General features: G+C 70.4%; 16 protein-coding genes. 10 read left to right on the plus strand and 6 right to left on the minus strand.

From position 1 onward, the window contains the following. The first annotated feature begins 19 nt into the window (after nucleotides 1-19). The 3 genes from ftsE (at nucleotide 20) to MOTC310_RS06975 (ending at nucleotide 2,603) form a co-directional block, all read left to right on the plus strand. The gene (ftsE, locus tag MOTC310_RS06965) at nucleotides 20-712 is read left to right on the plus strand and encodes a cell division ATP-binding protein FtsE (RefSeq protein WP_020093599.1); all 693 of its coding nucleotides are present in this window, start codon (nucleotides 20-22) and stop codon (nucleotides 710-712) included. After that, on the plus strand, nucleotides 709-1,677 hold the full coding sequence (locus MOTC310_RS06970; RefSeq protein ID WP_331290749.1) for a cell division protein FtsX: 969 nt from the start codon (nucleotides 709-711) through the stop codon (nucleotides 1,675-1,677). The genes ftsE and MOTC310_RS06970 overlap by 4 nt, the downstream gene beginning before the upstream one ends. 149 nt (nucleotides 1,678-1,826) lie before the next feature. After that, on the plus strand, nucleotides 1,827-2,603 hold the full coding sequence (locus MOTC310_RS06975; protein ID WP_331301258.1) for a YdcF family protein: 777 nt from the start codon (nucleotides 1,827-1,829) through the stop codon (nucleotides 2,601-2,603). Between the two features lie 67 nt (nucleotides 2,604-2,670). Here MOTC310_RS06975 and MOTC310_RS06980 read toward each other — a convergent pair whose 3' ends face one another. From MOTC310_RS06980 to MOTC310_RS06990, 3 genes are all read right to left on the minus strand, one after another. Further along, entirely contained in the window at nucleotides 2,671-2,982 is a 312-nt protein-coding gene (locus tag MOTC310_RS06980; RefSeq protein ID WP_331301259.1) for a hypothetical protein, read from the minus strand. A 17-nt stretch (nucleotides 2,983-2,999) separates the two neighbouring features. Further along, nucleotides 3,000-3,467, minus strand: coding sequence for a PTS IIA-like nitrogen regulatory protein PtsN (ptsN, locus tag MOTC310_RS06985; protein WP_331301260.1), 468 nt, complete (start codon nucleotides 3,465-3,467; stop codon nucleotides 3,000-3,002). 144 nt (nucleotides 3,468-3,611) lie between these two features. Beyond that, nucleotides 3,612-4,205: a ribosome hibernation promotion factor gene (locus tag MOTC310_RS06990; RefSeq protein ID WP_331290754.1), complete on the minus strand. Its 594-nt coding sequence runs from the start codon at nucleotides 4,203-4,205 to the stop codon at nucleotides 3,612-3,614. Between the two features lie 167 nt (nucleotides 4,206-4,372). On the opposite strand from MOTC310_RS06990, the gene MOTC310_RS06995 reads away from it, so the two are divergent. From MOTC310_RS06995 to MOTC310_RS07005, 3 genes are all read left to right on the plus strand, one after another. Next, nucleotides 4,373-5,941, plus strand: a complete 1,569-nt coding sequence (locus MOTC310_RS06995; protein ID WP_331301261.1) for a glucan biosynthesis protein D — start codon at nucleotides 4,373-4,375, stop codon at nucleotides 5,939-5,941. Nucleotides 5,942-5,999: 58 nt separating this feature from the next. After that, nucleotides 6,000-8,153, plus strand: coding sequence for a glucans biosynthesis glucosyltransferase MdoH (gene mdoH, locus MOTC310_RS07000; protein ID WP_419539876.1), 2,154 nt, complete (start codon nucleotides 6,000-6,002; stop codon nucleotides 8,151-8,153). A gap of 210 nt (nucleotides 8,154-8,363) precedes the next feature. Continuing rightward, a complete protein-coding gene (locus MOTC310_RS07005) occupies nucleotides 8,364-8,531 on the plus strand; it encodes a hypothetical protein (protein ID WP_331290756.1) in 168 nt (55 codons plus the stop codon). Nucleotides 8,532-8,554: 23 nt separating this feature from the next. Here MOTC310_RS07005 and MOTC310_RS07010 read toward each other — a convergent pair whose 3' ends face one another. Beyond that, a complete protein-coding gene (locus MOTC310_RS07010; protein ID WP_331290757.1) occupies nucleotides 8,555-8,755 on the minus strand; it encodes a hypothetical protein in 201 nt (66 codons plus the stop codon). Between the two features lie 306 nt (nucleotides 8,756-9,061). Here MOTC310_RS07010 and MOTC310_RS07015 point away from each other — a divergent pair, with 306 nt between their 5' ends. The 3 genes from MOTC310_RS07015 to MOTC310_RS07025 all read left to right on the plus strand — a co-directional run bounded on the left by MOTC310_RS07015 (nucleotide 9,062) and on the right by MOTC310_RS07025 (nucleotide 13,224). Then, nucleotides 9,062-9,418, plus strand: a complete 357-nt coding sequence (locus MOTC310_RS07015) for a hypothetical protein (RefSeq protein WP_331301262.1) — start codon at nucleotides 9,062-9,064, stop codon at nucleotides 9,416-9,418. A gap of 76 nt (nucleotides 9,419-9,494) precedes the next feature. After that, nucleotides 9,495-11,897, plus strand: coding sequence for a Tex family protein (locus MOTC310_RS07020; RefSeq protein WP_331301263.1), 2,403 nt, complete (start codon nucleotides 9,495-9,497; stop codon nucleotides 11,895-11,897). 115 nt (nucleotides 11,898-12,012) lie between these two features. Next, nucleotides 12,013-13,224, plus strand: a complete 1,212-nt coding sequence (locus tag MOTC310_RS07025) for an ATP-grasp domain-containing protein (RefSeq protein ID WP_331301264.1) — start codon at nucleotides 12,013-12,015, stop codon at nucleotides 13,222-13,224. Nucleotides 13,225-13,278: 54 nt separating this feature from the next. On the opposite strand, the gene MOTC310_RS07030 is transcribed toward MOTC310_RS07025, so the two are convergent. Both MOTC310_RS07030 and MOTC310_RS07035 read right to left on the minus strand, forming a co-directional pair. Beyond that, a complete protein-coding gene (locus MOTC310_RS07030; protein WP_331301265.1) occupies nucleotides 13,279-14,076 on the minus strand; it encodes a glycosyltransferase family 2 protein in 798 nt (265 codons plus the stop codon). 49 nt (nucleotides 14,077-14,125) lie between these two features. Beyond that, a complete protein-coding gene (locus tag MOTC310_RS07035) occupies nucleotides 14,126-14,695 on the minus strand; it encodes a glycosyltransferase family 2 protein (protein WP_331290762.1) in 570 nt (189 codons plus the stop codon). A gap of 360 nt (nucleotides 14,696-15,055) precedes the next feature. Between MOTC310_RS07035 and MOTC310_RS07040 the strand changes: the two genes are divergently transcribed. After that, nucleotides 15,056-16,273 (plus strand): flagellin N-terminal helical domain-containing protein, encoded by a 1,218-nt coding sequence (locus MOTC310_RS07040; protein WP_331290763.1) that lies wholly within the window; start codon nucleotides 15,056-15,058, stop codon nucleotides 16,271-16,273. Nucleotides 16,274-16,476: the final 203 nt, after the last annotated feature.

A 16,476-nucleotide genomic window follows, 5' to 3' on the forward strand; every position in this document is an offset into this window, starting at 1 on the left:
CTTGAACCAACAGGCGAGCATGAAGAGCCTGCTGCCCGGCGCGGAGCGGCCGGTGGTGCAGTTCGAGAATGTCGGCATGCGCTACGGCCTCGGGCCGGAAGTGCTGTCCGACGTGAGCTTCCGCATCGCGCCGCGCTCCTTCCAGTTCCTGACCGGCCCGTCCGGGGCCGGCAAGACGACGCTGCTGCGCCTGATCCTGCTGTCGGTGCGGCCGACCCGCGGGCTCGTCTCGATCTTCGGCGAGGAGGTCAGCGACATCTCCGCGAAGGCGCTGACCGGACTCCGGCGCCGGATGGGCGTGGTGTTCCAGGATTTCCGCCTCCTCGACCACCTGACCACCTACGAGAACGTCGCCCTCCCCCTGCGCGTCCAGGGCCGGGCCGAGGCCAGCTACCGGGCCGAGGTGGTGGAGCTGCTCCGCTGGGTCGGCCTCGGCGAGCGCATGCATGCCCTGCCGCCGCTGCTCTCGGGCGGTGAGAAGCAGCGCGCCGCCATCGCCCGGGCGCTGATCGCGCGGCCCGACCTGCTGCTCGCGGACGAGCCCACCGGCAACGTCGATCCGGGCCTCGGGCGACGGCTGCTCCGCCTGTTCCTGGAGCTGAACAAGCTCGGGACCTCCGTCATCATCGCCACCCACGATTTCGGCATCATGGACGCCGTCGATGCCCGCCGGATGGTCCTGGGCGAAGGCCGGCTGCGGATCGAGGAATGAGCACTCAGGCGATGCCGCGGACGAGGCCCGGTGGATCGGCCGCGCCGCCCGACCCGTCGATGCCGGCCAACCTGCGCCGCAACGCGCCGCTGGTCCCCACCGACACGGCGGCCGGCCGCTCCCTGGCGGCGGTGATCGCGATCCTCACCTTCCTGGCCGGCCTGTGCGCGGGCGCGGCCGAGATGGTCGCGACGAACGCCGCGCAGTGGCAGGGCGACGTGGCGCGGGAGGTCACGATCCAGGTTCGGCCCGGTCCCGGACGCGACGTCGACGCGGACGTCGCCCGCGCCGACGGCATCGCCAAGGCCGAACCGGGGATCGCGGAGACGCGGGTGTTCAGCAAGGCCGAGGCCGAGCGCCTGCTCGAGCCTTGGCTCGGGAGCGGGCTCGATCTCTCCGACCTCCCGGTGCCGCGGCTGATCGCCCTCAAGCTCGCGGGCGGTCAGGCCGCCGACCTCAGGCGCCTGCGATCACGCCTCGTCGAGGCGCTGCCAGGCGTCGCAAGCCTGGACGACCACGCCCTCTGGCTCCAGCGGCTCTCCACCGCCGCCAACGCCTTCGTGGGGATCGGGATCGGGCTGGTGCTGCTCGTGCTGATCGCGACCGGCCTCGCGGTGACCTTCGCGACCCGCGGTGCCATGGCGAGCAACCGCGAGGTCGTGGAGGTGCTGCATTTCGTCGGCGCCGACGACGACTACATCGCCCGGGCCTTCCAGCGACGGTTCTTCGGCCTGGGCCTGCGCGGCGGCGCGATCGGGGCGGGGCTGGCCCTCGTGGCCTTCGTGATCGCCGGGCTCCTGGCCCGGGCCGCGCGCTCGGGACCGGCGGGCCAAGAGGTCGAGGCGCTGTTCGGCGCGTTCCATATCGGGCTGCGCGGCTATGCCAGCGTGATCCTGATCGGCGTGATCGCCTCCCTCGTCACGGGCGTCGTCTCGCGCGTCACCGTGCGGCGCTTCCTGGCTTGACGGTCTGCTGGGTAATGAAAACGTGGAAATAGGGGGTCTTCCTAGCGCGTTTACCATCTGGAAACTTTATGGTTGCGGTGTGGAAACAGCCGACAGCGGCCTCCGAGCCGCCGCAATCGGCGCCGATTCTCCGGAGGATGACCACGCGTATGCTACGCGCATCGGATCCGCCCACGACCGACGCTGTCGGCTGGGCCTGGCACGAGTGGGGTTCCCCGCGCCGCGCCGTCATGCGCCCGCGCGGCCGGCGGCGGCTCGTTCTCTGGACCTGCAGCCTCGGTGCCGGGCTCGGGATGCTGGCCCTGTTCGCCGGATTCCTGATCTTCGTCAGCGCCCTCGCCCGACACGAGCGGACGCCGACCGACCGGGCCGACGGGATCGTGGCGCTCACCGGCGGTGCCCAGCGGATCGGCGACGCGATCGACCTGCTCGCGGGCGGCTACGGGCGGCGTCTCCTCATCACGGGCGTCAACGAGAAGACCAGCCGCGACGAGATCGCCCGTCTGAACCCGACCCAACGCGCCCTGATCGCCTGCTGCGTGGATCTCGATTACCGGGCGCGCAACACGATCGGGAACGCCATCGAGACGCGCCGGTGGATGCGCGCGCACCGGTTCAGCACCGTCGCGGTGGTGACCTCGAACTACCACATGCCGCGGACGCTGGTCGAACTCGACCATGCCCTGCAGGACAGCGACCGCGTCCTGCCGCACCCCGTCGTGACTGAATCCTTCGACGCCGGCCGCTGGTGGCAGAACCCGCCGGCCGCGCGCCTCCTGGCCTCCGAGTACATGAAGTTCCTGGTCAGCTGGGTCCGCACGCGCTTCGAGGCCGATCCCGAGCGCTCCCGCGCCGCGATCCTGATCGGGCGCGGCAAGCCGGTGAAGATGGTGGCCGAGCCGCTCATGCTGCGCGGCGTGGATTGAAGGCGCTCCCGAAACGTTGCGACGCACGCGGTCCCGGGGCAGCGCGCCGGGCGCACCCTGCCGGCTCCTACTGACCCTTGCAGCGGGCCTTGATCGCCGCCGAGAACTCGCGGTCCGATCCCTGGACCTGGGCGAGGCGCTCGCTGCGCTCCGAGCCTGACAGGCAGCGGCCGTAGACGCTCGCCACGCGGCGCATCGTCTCCACGTGACGGCGCCAGACGCGGCAATTCTTGGCGTCGTCGCCGTCGGCCTGCTCCAGCTGATCGAGGGCCTGGCGCTGCATCGACTGCGCCACCAGGACGTCGCGCGCGCAGGTGGTCTCGCTCTGCGCCGCGGCGGCACTCGACAAACCGGCCGCGAGCGTCACAGCGGCGGCCATTCGGAACCACGGGATCATCAGGCGGCCTGCGGCGCCGTCGAGCGCGTCAGCAGCGCGTAGAGCGCGCCGGCATCGCGGGCAGCGCGGATATGCGCGAGCATCCCGGGCTCGCGCAGGATGCGGGCCACCTGCGCGAGGGCCTTCAGATGGTCGGCGCCGGCGCCTTCGGGCGCGAGCAGCAGGAAGGCGATGTCCACGGGCTGGCCGTCCAGGGCCTCGAAATCGACCGGGCGGTCGAAGCGTGCGAACAGCCCGAAGAGACGATCGAGGCAGGGCAGCTTGCCGTGCGGGATCGCCACGCCGTCGCCGATGCCGGTCGACCCGAGCCGCTCGCGCTGGAGAAGGGTGTCGAAGACGGGACGCTCGCCGAGGGCGGGCAGCCGCCGCGCCGCCTGCGCGGCGAGATCCTGCAGCACCTGCTTCTTGGCGCGGGCGCGCAGGGCCGGCACGACCGACTCGGGGTCGAGGAATTCCAGAACTGGCATCGATCGACCGTTGCCCCGTCGCCCGCTCGCGAGGAGGCGGGCCTCGTCGCGAGGGCGTCGACGACCGATCCGGCCGCGCCCCCGCTGGATTCAATGGGCGGTGAAACCGGCCGGTTCCGGCTCCGTTCCTCCCGACCCGCAGCGTCACTCGGTGGCGTTCGGCGGGTCCACCCAGCCGATCGCTCCGTCGCTCCGCCGGTATACGACGTTGACGCGGCCGGTGCCAGCGTGGACGAACACAACCACTGGGGATCCCGTCATATCGAGGGCCGTCACCGCCTCGCCGATGGTGCGGCGCTGGAGGGTCTTGGTGCTCTCGGCGACGATCGGCGGGTGGGCGTCGCCGTCGGCGGCATCGTCCTCCTCCTCCTCGGGGGCGGCGAACACCGCGTAGGCGGCCTCCATCGCCGCGTCGTCGCCCGGGCCGGTCGCGTGCTGCTTCAGCTTGTGCTTGTAGCGCCGCAGGCGGGTCTCCAGGCGCTCGGCGGTCTGCTCGAAGCTCGACCGCGCGTCGTGCGCGAAGCCGTTCGCCTCGATCGTGAGCCCCGAGACGAGGTGCAGCACGCAATCCGTCCGGAACGCGGCGCCGTCCCGCCGGAGCGTGACGTGGCCGTTGCAGGAATCGTGCATGTGCGAGTCGAGATACTTGGCCTGGATCGCGGACATCCGTTCCTCGACGCGGCCGCGCAGACTCTCGCCGAGATCCACGCCGTGGCCAGTGACTCGCAACGATCCCATGCTGCCTCCCCCGTTCTGATGCAGTCGGCCGAATTAGAGAGCCGGCTCGGGTTAAGTCAACGGAGCGCCTTGCGGTTCAAGCAGTTGCTTAACCCTGGGTTCAGCCGGCCTGTCCGTATACACGGAGCCTCCCGCACCCCGACCCGCGACGCGAGACGACCGCCCGCATGACGATCGAGACCGGATTCACAGCCACCGCGACGCGCCGCGCCGTCCTGGGGGGCGCGCTGGGCGCTGCCGCGGGACTGCTCCCGGCGGCCGCGCGGGCGGCCGAGCCGGACAAGGTCATGGCCCTGCCGGGCAGCGGCGAGGCGTTCGGGGCGAACACGCTGATCGACCTCGCCCGCGCCCGGGCCGCCGCCCTCTACGCCGCACCGAAGCTCGGCGACGTTCCGGCCGTTCTCAAGACCCTGTCCCGCGAGGCCTACGAGGCGATCCGTCCCGCGGAAGGCCGCGCGACCTGGGCCGACCGCGATGCCGGCTACGTCCTGGAGCCGCTGCTGCGCGGCTCGATCTTCGAGACGCCGGTCTCGCTCTTCGTCGTGGAGAACGGGTTGGTGCAGCCGGTCGGGTACGACAAGGCCGCCTTCGCGGCCCCGGGCCTCGATTTGCCCGACCTGACCGCCGACACGGCCTTCTCGGGCTTCCGCCTGCGCGCCCGGTTCGAGGGCGCCGACGGGCTGTCGAACTTCGCCCTGTTCCAGGGCGCCTCGTTCTTCCGGCTCGTCGCCGAGGGCCAGGATTTCGGCATCAACGCCCGGGCGCTCGCCCTTCGGCCGGCCGATTCCCGCGGCGAGGAGTTCCCGCTGTTCCGGGCCCTGTTCGTCGAGACGCCGCGGGCGGGTCAGCCGGTGGTCGTCCACGCCCTCGCGGAGTCGGAATCGGCGACCGCGGCGTTCAGGATCACCCTGATCCCGGGCCGCGACGTCTCCACGGCGCAGATCGACGGGACGGTCTTCGCCCGCGCCGAACTCGACCATATCGGGCTCGGCGGCATGCAGGGCAGCTACCTGTTCGGTGCCCTCGACCGGAACCGCGTGGACGATCTGCGCGCCGCGGCCTTCTCGGTGGAGGGCCTGGCGATCCACAACGGCTACGGCGAGCCGATCTGGCGCCCCGTGCACAATCCCGAGGCGCTGCAGGTCTCGGCCTTCGTGGATCGCGGCCCCAAGGGCTTCGGTCTGATGCAGCGCGCCCGCGCCTACGATGATTTCGAGGACGACCGCCGCCACTGGGAGCAGCGCCCGTCCCTCTGGCTGGAGCCGCTCGACGACTGGAACGAGGGCGCGGTGACGCTGCTGGAGATCCCGAGCGATTCCGAGCTGAACGAGAACGTGTTCGCCTACTGGCGGCCCAAGGCGAAGCTGGCGAAGGGCGCGGAGATGCGCTTCCAGTGCCGCCAGCACTGGTCCAAGGGCTGGCCGGACCCGTTGCCGCCGGCGATCGCCCGGGTGCGCGACAGCCGCTGCGGGCACGGCAGCACGGGCAACCGCCGGCTCTTCGCGGTCGATTTCGAGGGCGACGCGCTGTTCCAGCCCGGCGACATCGACGTCGATCTCGGCGCCTCGGCCGGGACGATCACGCGCCAGGAACGGTTTCGCTATCCCGACCGTAAGACCCTGCGGATCCTGTTCGAGCTTGACCCGGGCAGCGAGCGCGCGAGCGAGCTGCGTCTGGCGCTCAGGCGCGGTCAGGTCCGGGCCAGCGAGACGTGGCTGTTCCGCTGGACACCCTGATTCCGATTCCGACAGCTGAGGACCGGCCTTTCCCGTGCGATTGGACGACACGACGACCCTGCCGCCGGCGCCGGACGCCGTGTCCGTGCGCGAGCCGCGACCCGACGGCGGCCGCCACCTGCCGCCTGAGGCACCCCTGCCCATGCCGGTCCAGGATCTGGCGCGCTGGGATCCGGGCCTCGGGCATCGGCCGGAGCGCCGGGTCCGCACGCCCTGGCCGGAGCGGGTTCTGGTCTTCGGCGGCGCCCTGGCGCTGACGGCCTATGGCGGCTGGCAGATGGTCGAGACCGTGTCGGTCTCGGGCAGCCCGACCGCGCTCCAGCTCGTGCTGGTCATCCTGTTCTGCCTGACCTTCTCGTGGATCGCGCTGGCCTTCACCAGCGCGGTGCTCGGCTTCGCGACGTTGCTGCGACGGCCCCGGCCGGCGCCGATCCCGAGCGCGCTGCGCACGCGGACCGCGATCCTGATGCCCGTCTACAACGAGGCGACGGCCCGCACCTTCGCGGGCATCGAGGCCATGCGCGAGGCGGTCGAGGCCACCGGCCTCGGAGACCATTTCGACTGGTTCGTCCTCTCGGATTCGACCCAGCCCGATGCCTGGATCGCCGAGGAGCGGGCCTATCTCGACCTGCGCGGCCGGCTCGGACCCGACGCCCGGCTCTACTACCGGCATCGGCCGAAGAACCATCACCGCAAGGCCGGCAACATCGGCGACTTCGTCGCCCGCTGGGGCGGCCGCTACGACCACATGCTCGTCCTGGACGCCGACAGCCTGATGAGCGGATCGGCAGTCGTGGCGCTCGCCGCCGCCATGGAGGCGGATCCGGATGCCGGCATCATTCAGACCCTGCCGCTGATCATCAACCGCAACACCCTGTTCGCCCGGCTCCAGCAATTCGCGGCCCGGATCTACGGTCCGGTGATCGCCGCCGGCCTCGCCGCCTGGTCGGGGCGGGACGGCAATTACTGGGGTCACAACGCGATCATCCGAACCCGCGCCTTCGCGGATTCCTGCGGCCTGCCGGACCTGCGCGGGAAGCCTCCGTTCGGCGGACACATCCTGTCCCACGACTTCGTCGAGGCGGCGCTGATCCGCCGCGCGGGCTGGGCGGTGTACATGCTCCATCGCCTCCCGGGCTCCTACGAGGAGAGCCCGCCGTCGCTGATCGACGTGGCGGTGCGCGACCGGCGCTGGGCGCAGGGCAATCTCCAGCACGCGCGCGTCATCGGTGCCGCGGGGCTGCACCCCGCCACCCGCCAGCACTTCGCCACCGGCATCGCCGGCTATCTCGCCTCGCCGCTGTGGCTGCTGCAGCTGGTCGTCGGTATCCTGCTCGTGCTTCAGACGGCCACGGAGCGGCCGGACTATTTCGGCGGCGCCGGCTTCTCGCCCGTCTTCCCGCGGTTCGATCCGGTCCGCGCCCTCCAGCTGTTCGGCCTCACCATGGCGGTCCTGCTGGCGCCGAAATTCCTCGGCCTGATCCTGGCCCTGCTGGACGGCCCGGTGCGGCGTGCCTGCGGGGGCGCGGGGCGGCTGGTCGTGTCGAGCCTCGTCGAGATCCTGCTGTCCGCCCTCGTGGCGCCGGTGGCGATGGTGATCCAGTCGGGCTCCGTGATAAGCATCCTGCTCGGACGAGATACCGGGTGGAACCCGCAGCGACGCGACGACGGCTCGATCCCGCTGCCCGACATCGTCCTCCGCCATCGCTGGCACACGCTGCTGGGACTCGTGGCGGGCGTCGCCGCCTTCGCGATCGCCACCTCGCTGTTCCTCTGGATGAGCCCGACAATCCTGGGTCTGGTGCTGGCGATCCCGATCTCCTGGGCGAGCGGCCAGCTCGGTCTCGGCCTGGCGCTCAAGCGCCGCCTGCTCCTCGCGACGCCGGAAGAGGCCGCGCCGCCGGAGATCGCGGTGCGCGCCGCCGCCCTCGCGGCCCGCAACGCGACGCGCGGCTTCGACGACGCCGATTCCCTCGTCGCCCTCCACGCCGATCCCGACCTCGCGCTGGCGCACAGCCGTATGCTTCCGGTCGGGCACCGGCGGCCCCGGGGCGCGATCGACCCGGACCACACGCTGGCCACCGCCAAGATCTGCGAGGCCGAGACGGTCGCGGAGGCGCAGGCGTGGCTGTCGCCGAAGGAGCGGATGGCCCTCCTGCACGATCGAGCCCTGATCGACCGCCTCGTCCGCCTGGACGAAGCCCGAAGATGATCGAAGTCCGGCCGCCCGCGCCAGTGACGACGCGGTCGCGCGAAGGGCGCGAGGCCGGGAACGGCCCCGCTCCGCTCGCGGAGACGTGTCGTCCCAGGCATCGTGCGCCCCCGGGACGACGGGCCGTGCGGCACCTCAGGCGGTGTCGGCCCGTGAGAACTGGTTAACCATTCGGATCCTAGTCTCGATCATCGTCATTCGGATCCGGTCATGACCCTGCTGCTCGTGTTCCTGCTCCTGCCGCTCGCGGTGGCCATCGTCCTGGCCCGCGGCGAGCCGATCCGCACCATCAGCTGCCTCGGCGCGATGGGCGTCGGCTGCGTCATCGCCTGCACGAGCGTCATCAGCCTCGTGCGCCACCGGATCCGGACCACCTGACGCCGAACCGGCACGCGGTCGCGTCACAGAAAGCCGACCTGGCGCGGGCCGCCGCCGAGGCTGCGCCCGGCGCGCGCGACGAGCTGGGAGAAGGCGAGGGCCGCCGCCGTGGCCTGGGCGCGGGAGGGAAAGCTTCGCCGCGATTCGAGCACGGGCTCGTCGGTCTCGTTGACGAGAACCCAGGACCAGAGCGACCGGCTACGCTCTCGTATCTCGAATTGCACGGGCGCCTCCCTGTCCGGGACATGCGAAGCGAAGGTCTTACATCGGACAGTGACATCCCGATGACGTCGCGTTCCGGTCGTCAAGGCGTGCCGGCCAAGAGGCATCTCGGGTGAAGACTTGCTTCACCGCGCGTGGATCGCCGGAAGATTGATGCTCCAGCGTCGTGCCTGCTCTCCGTCGCGAGCTGATCCGCACAGGCGGCCGCGAAACCCGTGCCAGGAAAACCGAGCGGCCGCCCCGCCATCCACAGAATCGGCGCTCTGCCCGGGAGGACGCGCTCGGCTTCCGGAGACCCGGCGCGTCTCGTGACGGCGGGGCGCGGACTTGACTGGATTGTCTGGATCCCGATGTTCCGAAGGGTCGCGGGCGGGGCCGTGGGTTTTCTGACGGCGGCGCCCGTTGGCGCTGCGAGGCGGGTCGACGTGATGGCGAACCACAGCAGGGTTCCGGATGGACGGTCGCGCCGGATCCTCGGCGATCTGGCCGAGACTCTCGGATGTTCGGTCGACCTCTTCTTCGACCCGGGCCAGCACGATGACCTCTCGATGACCGAAGAGCTGCTCACTCTGTGGTTCTCGATCGAGGATGCGGACGCACGGCACCGCATCCTGGACTGCGCCCGGGCCGTCAAGGCGGAGGCGGAGCTGCAACTGCGCGTCTGACCGGTGCCTTGTTTCGGGCGGCTTGGCGCTCCACGCAGATACCCTGTCCCTCGCCGCCCCCCCTGCCGGAGAATCCATGAAAGCCCTGAACGCTCTGATCGCCGACGAACTCGGTGTCGGGGAGGCGCAGGTTGCCGCCGCCGTCGCGCTCCTCGATGGTGGCTCGACCGTGCCGTTCATCGCGCGCTATCGGAAGGAGAATACGGGCGGCCTCGACGACACGCAGCTGCGCAGGCTCGCGGAGCGACTGTCCTATCTGCGCGACCTCAACGAGCGCCGGGCCGCGATCGTCGCGAGCATCACCGCTCAGGGCAAGATGACCCCGCCCCTGGCGGCGGCCCTCGAGGCCGCCGACACCAAGGCGCGTCTGGAAGACCTGTACCTGCCCTTTCGACCCAAGCGGCGCTCGAAGGCGCAATCCGCCCGCGAAGCCGGCCTCGAACCCCTCGCTCAGGCCCTGCTGAGCCGGCCCGACCGCGCGCCCGAGGCGGCCGCGTCCGATTACGTGTCGGACGCGCGCGGCGTGCCGGACGTCGAGGCCGCGCTGGAGGGCGCCCGCGCCATCCTGATCGAACGCTTCGCCGAGGATGCCGACTTGGTCGGGCGCCTGCGGGCGGATTACTGGCGGACCGGCCAGCTCGTCTCGCAGCTGCGCAAGGGCAAGGCGAGCGAGGGGGCCAAGTTCTCGGACTACTTCGACTGGAGCGAGCGGCTGGAACGGATGCCCTCGCACAGGATTCTGGCGATCTTCCGGGGTGAGCGGGAAGAGGTGCTCGACGTCGGCTACACCGCGGTGGGCGAGGATTCGGCGCCGGGCCTGCCCGGACCGTTCGAGGTGGCGATCTGCCGCCGGTTCGAGATCGCGTCCCGCGGTCGGGCCGGGGATGCCTGGCTCCTCGACACGGTCCGGACAGCGTGGCGGACGAAGATCCGAACCGGGATCAAGCAGGACCTGCGGAGCCGGCTGTTCGAGCGGGCCGAGGACGAGGCCGTGACGGTCTTTGCCGGGAACCTGAAGGACCTGCTCCTGGCCGCGCCGGCGGGCGGTCGAACGACGATGGGCCTCGACCCGGGCTATCGCAACGGTGTGAAGGTCGCGGTGGCGGACCGCACCGGGCGGATCGTCGCGGTTGAGACGACCTACCCGCACGAGCCGCAGCGCCGCTGGCGCGAGGCCGTCGCGACACTCGGTCGGCTGTGCCGCCTCCACGGCGTGGAGCTCCTGGCCATCGGCAACGGCACCGCGTCCCGGGAGACCGAGCGCCTCGCCGCGGAGATCGTCGCGGCCAATCCGGACCTGCCGCTCGCGAAGGTCATGGTCTCCGAGGCGGGCGCCTCGGTCTACTCGGCGTCCGAAGTTGCCGCCAAGGAACTGCCCGACCTCGACGTGTCCCATCGCGGCGCGGCGTCGATCGCCCGCCGCCTACAGGATCCCCTGGCGGAACTCGTCAAGATCGATCCGAAGTCGATCGGCGTCGGGCAGTACCAGCACGACGTTAGCGAGGCGAAGCTGTCGCGGTCGCTCTCGGCGGTGGTGGAGGACGCGGTCAACGCCGTCGGCGTTGACGTCAATACGGCGTCCCCGGCCCTGCTCGCGCAGGTCTCCGGTCTCGGCGGCGCGATGGCGGCGCGCATCGTCGCCCATCGCGATACCCAGGGCCCGTTCCGGACGCGCACGGCGCTCAAGAAGGTCCCTGGGCTCGGGCCGAAGACCTTCGAGCTGGCCGCCGGCTTCCTGCGGATCCGGGGCGGCGACGACCCGCTGGACGGGTCCGGCGTCCATCCCGAGGCCTATCCGGTGGTCCGCCGCATCCTCCAGGCCACGAAGAGCGACATCCACGTCCTCCTCGGCAACGCCTCCGTCCTCGGACGCCTGGCGCCGGAGCCCTTCGTCGACGCGCGCTTCGGCCTGCCGACCGTCCGCGACATCATCGCCGAGCTCGAGAAGCCGGGGCGGGATCCCCGGCCGGAGTTCAAGACGGCCCGCTTCCAGGAAGGCGTGGAGACGATCGGAGACCTCAAGCCCGGCATGCAACTGGAGGGCGTCGTCACCAATGTCGCCGCCTTCGGGGCCTTCGTGGATATCGGCGTCCATCAGGACGGGCTCGTCCACATCTCGGCGATGGCCCGGCGGCGGATCGCGTCGCCCGCGGAGGTGGTCCGGATCGGCGAGGTCGTCCGGGTCCTGGTCCTCAACGTCGACGTGCCGCGCAAGCGCATCGCGCTGTCGATGCGGCTCGACGACCCCATCGAGCCGGTGCAGCCGGCCCGGCGGACCGGCGAGCCGAAGCAGGAGGTGCCGCGAAGCCGGCCGAATCCGAGCGCGGATGCAGCCCCGGGCGGGGCGCTGGCCGAGGCCCTCCGGCGCGCGGGCGCGGCGCCGCGGCNCGCCGCGGCGCGACTGATCGACACCGCACGGTCCGCGTCGGCCCCGCGGGCGCGGCGGGGCGGTGCCCGCCCCGCCCGCGAACATGGTTAGCGCTTCGTAAACCTCCGTGCGGTCAGAGTGCGGGCGTCGTGCCGCGGAGCGCGATTCCAAACACCTGATCGCGGTTCCGGAATCGCTGCGGCGGTTCCACGGCTCGGAGGCTCTGATGCAAGCGCACGTTGCGGGGATCGACAACCCGAACCCGATGATCGGCCCGGCGCGCCTCATCCGGGCGGCCTTCGAAGGGGCCGACATGGCGGCCCTGGCCTCCGAGATCCTCGCGGAAGGGGGCGACACCGCCCTCGACGCCGGGACGGCGCTGGACATGGCGACGATCCTGCTGCTGAAGCACCGCTTCACCGAGGGGCTCGCGCTCCAGAACGAGGTTCTCGACGGGCAGCGGCTGTTCTCGCTGCGCTCGAACCCGGATCAGGCGCGTATCCGCGTCCTCGTGCTGGTCACGGCCGGCGATCTCATGGCCAACACGCCGATCGACTTCCTGCTGAACGACGCCGATTTCGGCCTCACCTATCTCTATCTCCGCCCCGGCGAGCCGGTGCCGCACGATCTGCCCGCGCACGACGTGATCGTCACGGGCATCGCCTATTCGCGGACCGCCGAGCCGCTCCTGGAAGCCCTCGCGGCGGCGGCCGAGCACTGGGCGCGGCCGATCGTCAATCACCCGCGCCACGTCCTCAGGACTTCACGGCACGGGATCTCGGCGGCGCTCCGCGGCACGGAGGGCGTGCTGGTGCCCGAAATCGTCCGCGTGAACCGCTCCGTCCTGAGCGCGGCCGCCTCGCGCCAGGCCGAGGGACCGACCTACCCGCTGCTCGTGCGGCCCCTGGACACGCATGCCGGCAACGATCTTCGGAAGGTCGAGCGCGCGGAGGATCTGCAGCTCTACCTCGCGGACACGGCCGCCGAGGCGTTCTACGTCACGCAGTTCTGCGACTATCGCGGTCCCGACGGCCTCTTCCGGAAGCTCCGCGTCGTCCTGATCGACGGCGTGCCGTTCCTGTGCCACATGGCCATCCGCGACCATTGGATGATCCACTACCTCAACGCCGGCATGCTCGAGGACGCGGCGAAGCGGCAGGCCGAGGCCGCCGCCATGGCGACGTTCGACGTCGATTTCGCCGCGCGCCACTGCGCCGCCTTCGCCGAGATCCACCGCAGGATCGGGCTCGATTACCTGATCATCGACTGCGCGGAGAGCGCGGACGGCCGGCTGCTGGTCTTCGAGGCGGATACCGGCATGGTCGTCCACGACATGGATTCGGTGGACCTGTTTCCCTACAAGCCGCCGCAGATGCGGCGGGTCTTCGCGGCGTTCCAGGATGCCCTGCGCGGGCGGGCCCAGGGGCGCCCCGTCTAGGGCGCCCGCTTCCGGGACGTCACGCCGCGGGCGCCGGGTGCTTCACCCGGCCCATCACCACGGGATCCGGCCGAAGCGGTCGATCAGCCGCTGATACTCGGCGTTGCTCTCGGCCTTCGAGGTGCCGCCCTGGCCGACATCCGAGGTTCCGGAGCCCGGATGCACGAGGCGGCACACCAGCGGCAGGACGAAGCCGTGGCGCACGAGCTGCACGTTGGGCCCGCCGTTGCGGAGGACATTGGCCAGCCAGGGGCGGACCTGGATCGCGTCCTGCAGCGTGACGGGCGCCGTCGCCTCGACGAGGTGGGCGCGGCGCAGGCCGGTCTCGGCGAGGCGGCCGAGCCACTCGTTGTCGTAGTGCCACTTCGCGGCCGGGCTGATCGCGCCGACCTGCGCGAAGGTGGTCCGCCGCATCAGCCAGCCCGACGGCGTCGCGAAGTCGTTGATCCGCACCACCGCGCCGGCCTCGTCCGTCTCGAGCTGGGTCGAGGAGACGAAATCGAAGCTGTCCAGGGCGCGGAGCGCGAAGCCGAGATAGGGCGGCAGCCAGTGGTCGTCGTCCTCGAGGAAGCCGACCAGGTCCCAGCTGGCATCGACGGCGCGGAGGGCGGCGTTCAGCGCGGGGATCTGCCCCCTGTGCTCGCCGCGCGCGAAGGTGATCTGCGGGTGCCCGGCGAGCCGCGCCGGGATCTCGATCCCGGGATCGGTCCCGACGAAGAAGTGGATCGTGGCCGGCCTGTCGAGTTCCTGGGCGTTGGCGCTCTCGATCGCGTGTTCCAGGAAGTACTGGCCGGATTTTCCGGCCAGGGTCGAGGGCTTGAGCCTCGACGGCGTGATGATCGCGATCCTCATTGCCACGCCTCACCGTGTCGGGCGTCGCGCGCCGAAGCGCGAGACGCGGTCAGAGCTTGAAGGACTGCTCGCCGATATGGCCGAGCTCCTTGCTGAGATACGGGTCGCACCAGATGCGGAACCCGGCGGCACGGACCCGATCGCTGAAGTCGAAATCCTCGCCGATGTTCACGCCGGCTTCCTCGTCGACCCGGAAGCGGAAATAGGGCTTCTTCAGCTTGTCGAAGACCGTGGACTTGATCAGCAGGAAGCCGGTGGGGATCCGCGACATCTCCAGCAACCCCTTCGGCGCGTCGGCCGGTTGCTCCGGCAGGATGTCGCCCAGGAAGTGGAACGGGGCCGTGCGCCGGGAATAGGTCGCGCCGATGATGTCGACCTGCCGCACGAGGAGCTTGAGGAGGGCGTCCTTCGGGAAGGTCATGTCGCTGTCGATGAACAGGACGTACTCCGCCCCGTACTTCTGCGCGTATTCGAGGCCGAGGTTGCGGGCATCGGCGACGATCGACGACTTACCGACGACGATCGACATCGGCATCTCGCCGAGCGAGTGCATCATCGATCCGAGGCTGACGGCGAAGTCCGCGTGGACCATGGTCCCGCAGGGGATCGCGATCGCCACATGGGGAAACTTCGCCGTCGCGGAGGGGGTCGCGTCGCCAACATCACCAGACGCTTGAGCGATCACAGCTGAGCTCCCTACAAGGTGCGCCTCCCCCTGCCCTCACCGGCCACGTCGGATCGGCCGCTCGGGCGGGTGCGACAGAATTGGTTAGCGCCACAGCTTATGGCTGCGGATGGTTAAGAGATCTTGAACAGCGCCCTCGATCGATAAATACTTGATGGATTTGGGAGCGACTTCATTAACGATCACTTCGGACACGCCCGGAGTCGGCAATTGATTTAACCCACGCGAAACGTTTGGGAGCCGATTACTGGCGTGCCCGAGAAACGGGCGCATCAAATCAGAAAGATACGACCCATGTCCTCCATCACCCTGTCGGCCGCCACGCGTCAGAACCTGCTCTCGCTGCAGGACACCGCCCAGCTGATGGCGACCACCCAGAACCGCCTCGCGACCGGCAAGACGGTCAACTCCGCCCTCGACAACCCGACCAACTTCTTCACCTCCCAGGCCCTCGACGGTCGTTCCTCGAGCCTGAACACGCTCCTCGACGGCATCTCCAACGGCGTCCAGTCGATTCAGGCCGCCAACCAGGGCATCACCTCGATCCAGAAGCTGGTCGACCAGGCCAAGTCGATCGCCAACCAGGCGCTCTCGACCCAGCTCTCCACCACCGGCACCGCGGCCAGCGCCTACAGCGCCAGCACCGCCTCCCAGACCGTGCTGCTGACCATCAACGGCACCTCGGTCTCCGCCACGGTCGCCGCCTCCTCGAGCATCAGCGCCACCGTCGCGGCCCTGAACTCCGCGGTCAGCTCGGCCTCGACCTCGTCCAGCGGCTCGTTCGGCGCCGGCGCGATCTTCTCGATCGACAGCACCGGCACGAAGATCGTCCTGAATGCCCAGGCCGACGTGGAGTTCCAGAACTCCGGCAGCCAGACGGCGCTGGGCTTCACCGCCTCGGCCACCACCGCCTCGACCTACGGCACCGCCGCCAGCACCGTCGTGTCCAGCGACCTGTCGATCTCGGGCGTGTCGCAGCGCTCCTCGCTGGCGAGCCAGTACAACAACCTGCTCAACCAGATCACGCAGCTCGCCGGCGACGCCAGCTACAACGGCGTCAACCTCATTGCCGGCAAGGGCAATGACATGAACATCAAGTTCAACGACACCGGCAGCTCGAACCTGAACGTCGCCTCGGTGGACGCGACGGCCAGCGGCCTCGGCCTGTCCTCGATCACCAGCTCGAACAACTCGTCGAGCCAGAACGGCCTCGGCAACTTCCTGCTGAACTCGGACGTCAACAAGACGCTGGCGACCCTGACCAGCGCCGGCAACACGCTGAACTCCGCGGCGAGCACGCTGGGCTCGAACCTGTCGGTGGTGCAGAACCGTCAGGACTTCTCCAAGCAGCTGATCAACGTGCTGCAGACGGGTTCGGCCAACCTGACCAACGCCGACCTGAACCAGGAGGCGGCGAACTCGCAGGCGCTGTCGACCCGCCAGTCGATGGGCATCTCGGCCCTGTCGCTGGCCAACTCCGCCCAGCAGGGCGTCCTCCAGCTCCTGCGGTAATCGCCACGCATGTCGGATAGAGGGGCCGGCCGGGGAAACCCGGCCGGCCTTTCTCATTGGTCGAGCTCGCGACCGGCGCGCCCGAAGCCTGAGCCCGATGCCACGCGGCGGCCGTCCCGGTTCGATGGCGCGAGCCGCACGACCGACGCGGCGGTACGTCCCCGAGCCGGAGGCTTCGCCGCCTCGTCGCCGAGAGCGTGCCC

The sequence above is a fragment of the Methylobacterium oryzae genome (assembly GCF_036441375.1).
Classification (GTDB): Bacteria; Pseudomonadota; Alphaproteobacteria; order Rhizobiales; family Beijerinckiaceae; genus Methylobacterium; species Methylobacterium oryzae_A.

Excerpts from the sequence above, each read along its gene's own strand:
- ftsE (WP_020093599.1), top strand. The coding sequence starts at position 20 with ATGAAGAGCCTGCTGCCCGGCGCGGAGCGGCCGGTGGTGCAGTTCGAG.
- MOTC310_RS06970 (WP_331290749.1), top strand. The coding sequence starts at position 709 with ATGAGCACTCAGGCGATGCCGCGGACGAGGCCCGGTGGATCGGCCGCG.
- MOTC310_RS06975 (WP_331301258.1), top strand. The coding sequence starts at position 1,827 with ATGCTACGCGCATCGGATCCGCCCACGACCGACGCTGTCGGCTGGGCC.
- MOTC310_RS06980 (WP_331301259.1), bottom strand. The coding sequence starts at position 2,982 with ATGGCCGCCGCTGTGACGCTCGCGGCCGGTTTGTCGAGTGCCGCCGCG.
- ptsN (WP_331301260.1), bottom strand. The coding sequence starts at position 3,467 with ATGCCAGTTCTGGAATTCCTCGACCCCGAGTCGGTCGTGCCGGCCCTG.
- MOTC310_RS06990 (WP_331290754.1), bottom strand. The coding sequence starts at position 4,205 with ATGGGATCGTTGCGAGTCACTGGCCACGGCGTGGATCTCGGCGAGAGT.
- MOTC310_RS06995 (WP_331301261.1), top strand. The coding sequence starts at position 4,373 with ATGACGATCGAGACCGGATTCACAGCCACCGCGACGCGCCGCGCCGTC.
- MOTC310_RS07005 (WP_331290756.1), top strand. The coding sequence starts at position 8,364 with ATGACCCTGCTGCTCGTGTTCCTGCTCCTGCCGCTCGCGGTGGCCATC.
- MOTC310_RS07025 (WP_331301264.1), top strand. The coding sequence starts at position 12,013 with ATGCAAGCGCACGTTGCGGGGATCGACAACCCGAACCCGATGATCGGC.
- MOTC310_RS07030 (WP_331301265.1), bottom strand. The coding sequence starts at position 14,076 with ATGAGGATCGCGATCATCACGCCGTCGAGGCTCAAGCCCTCGACCCTG.
- MOTC310_RS07040 (WP_331290763.1), top strand. The coding sequence starts at position 15,056 with ATGTCCTCCATCACCCTGTCGGCCGCCACGCGTCAGAACCTGCTCTCG.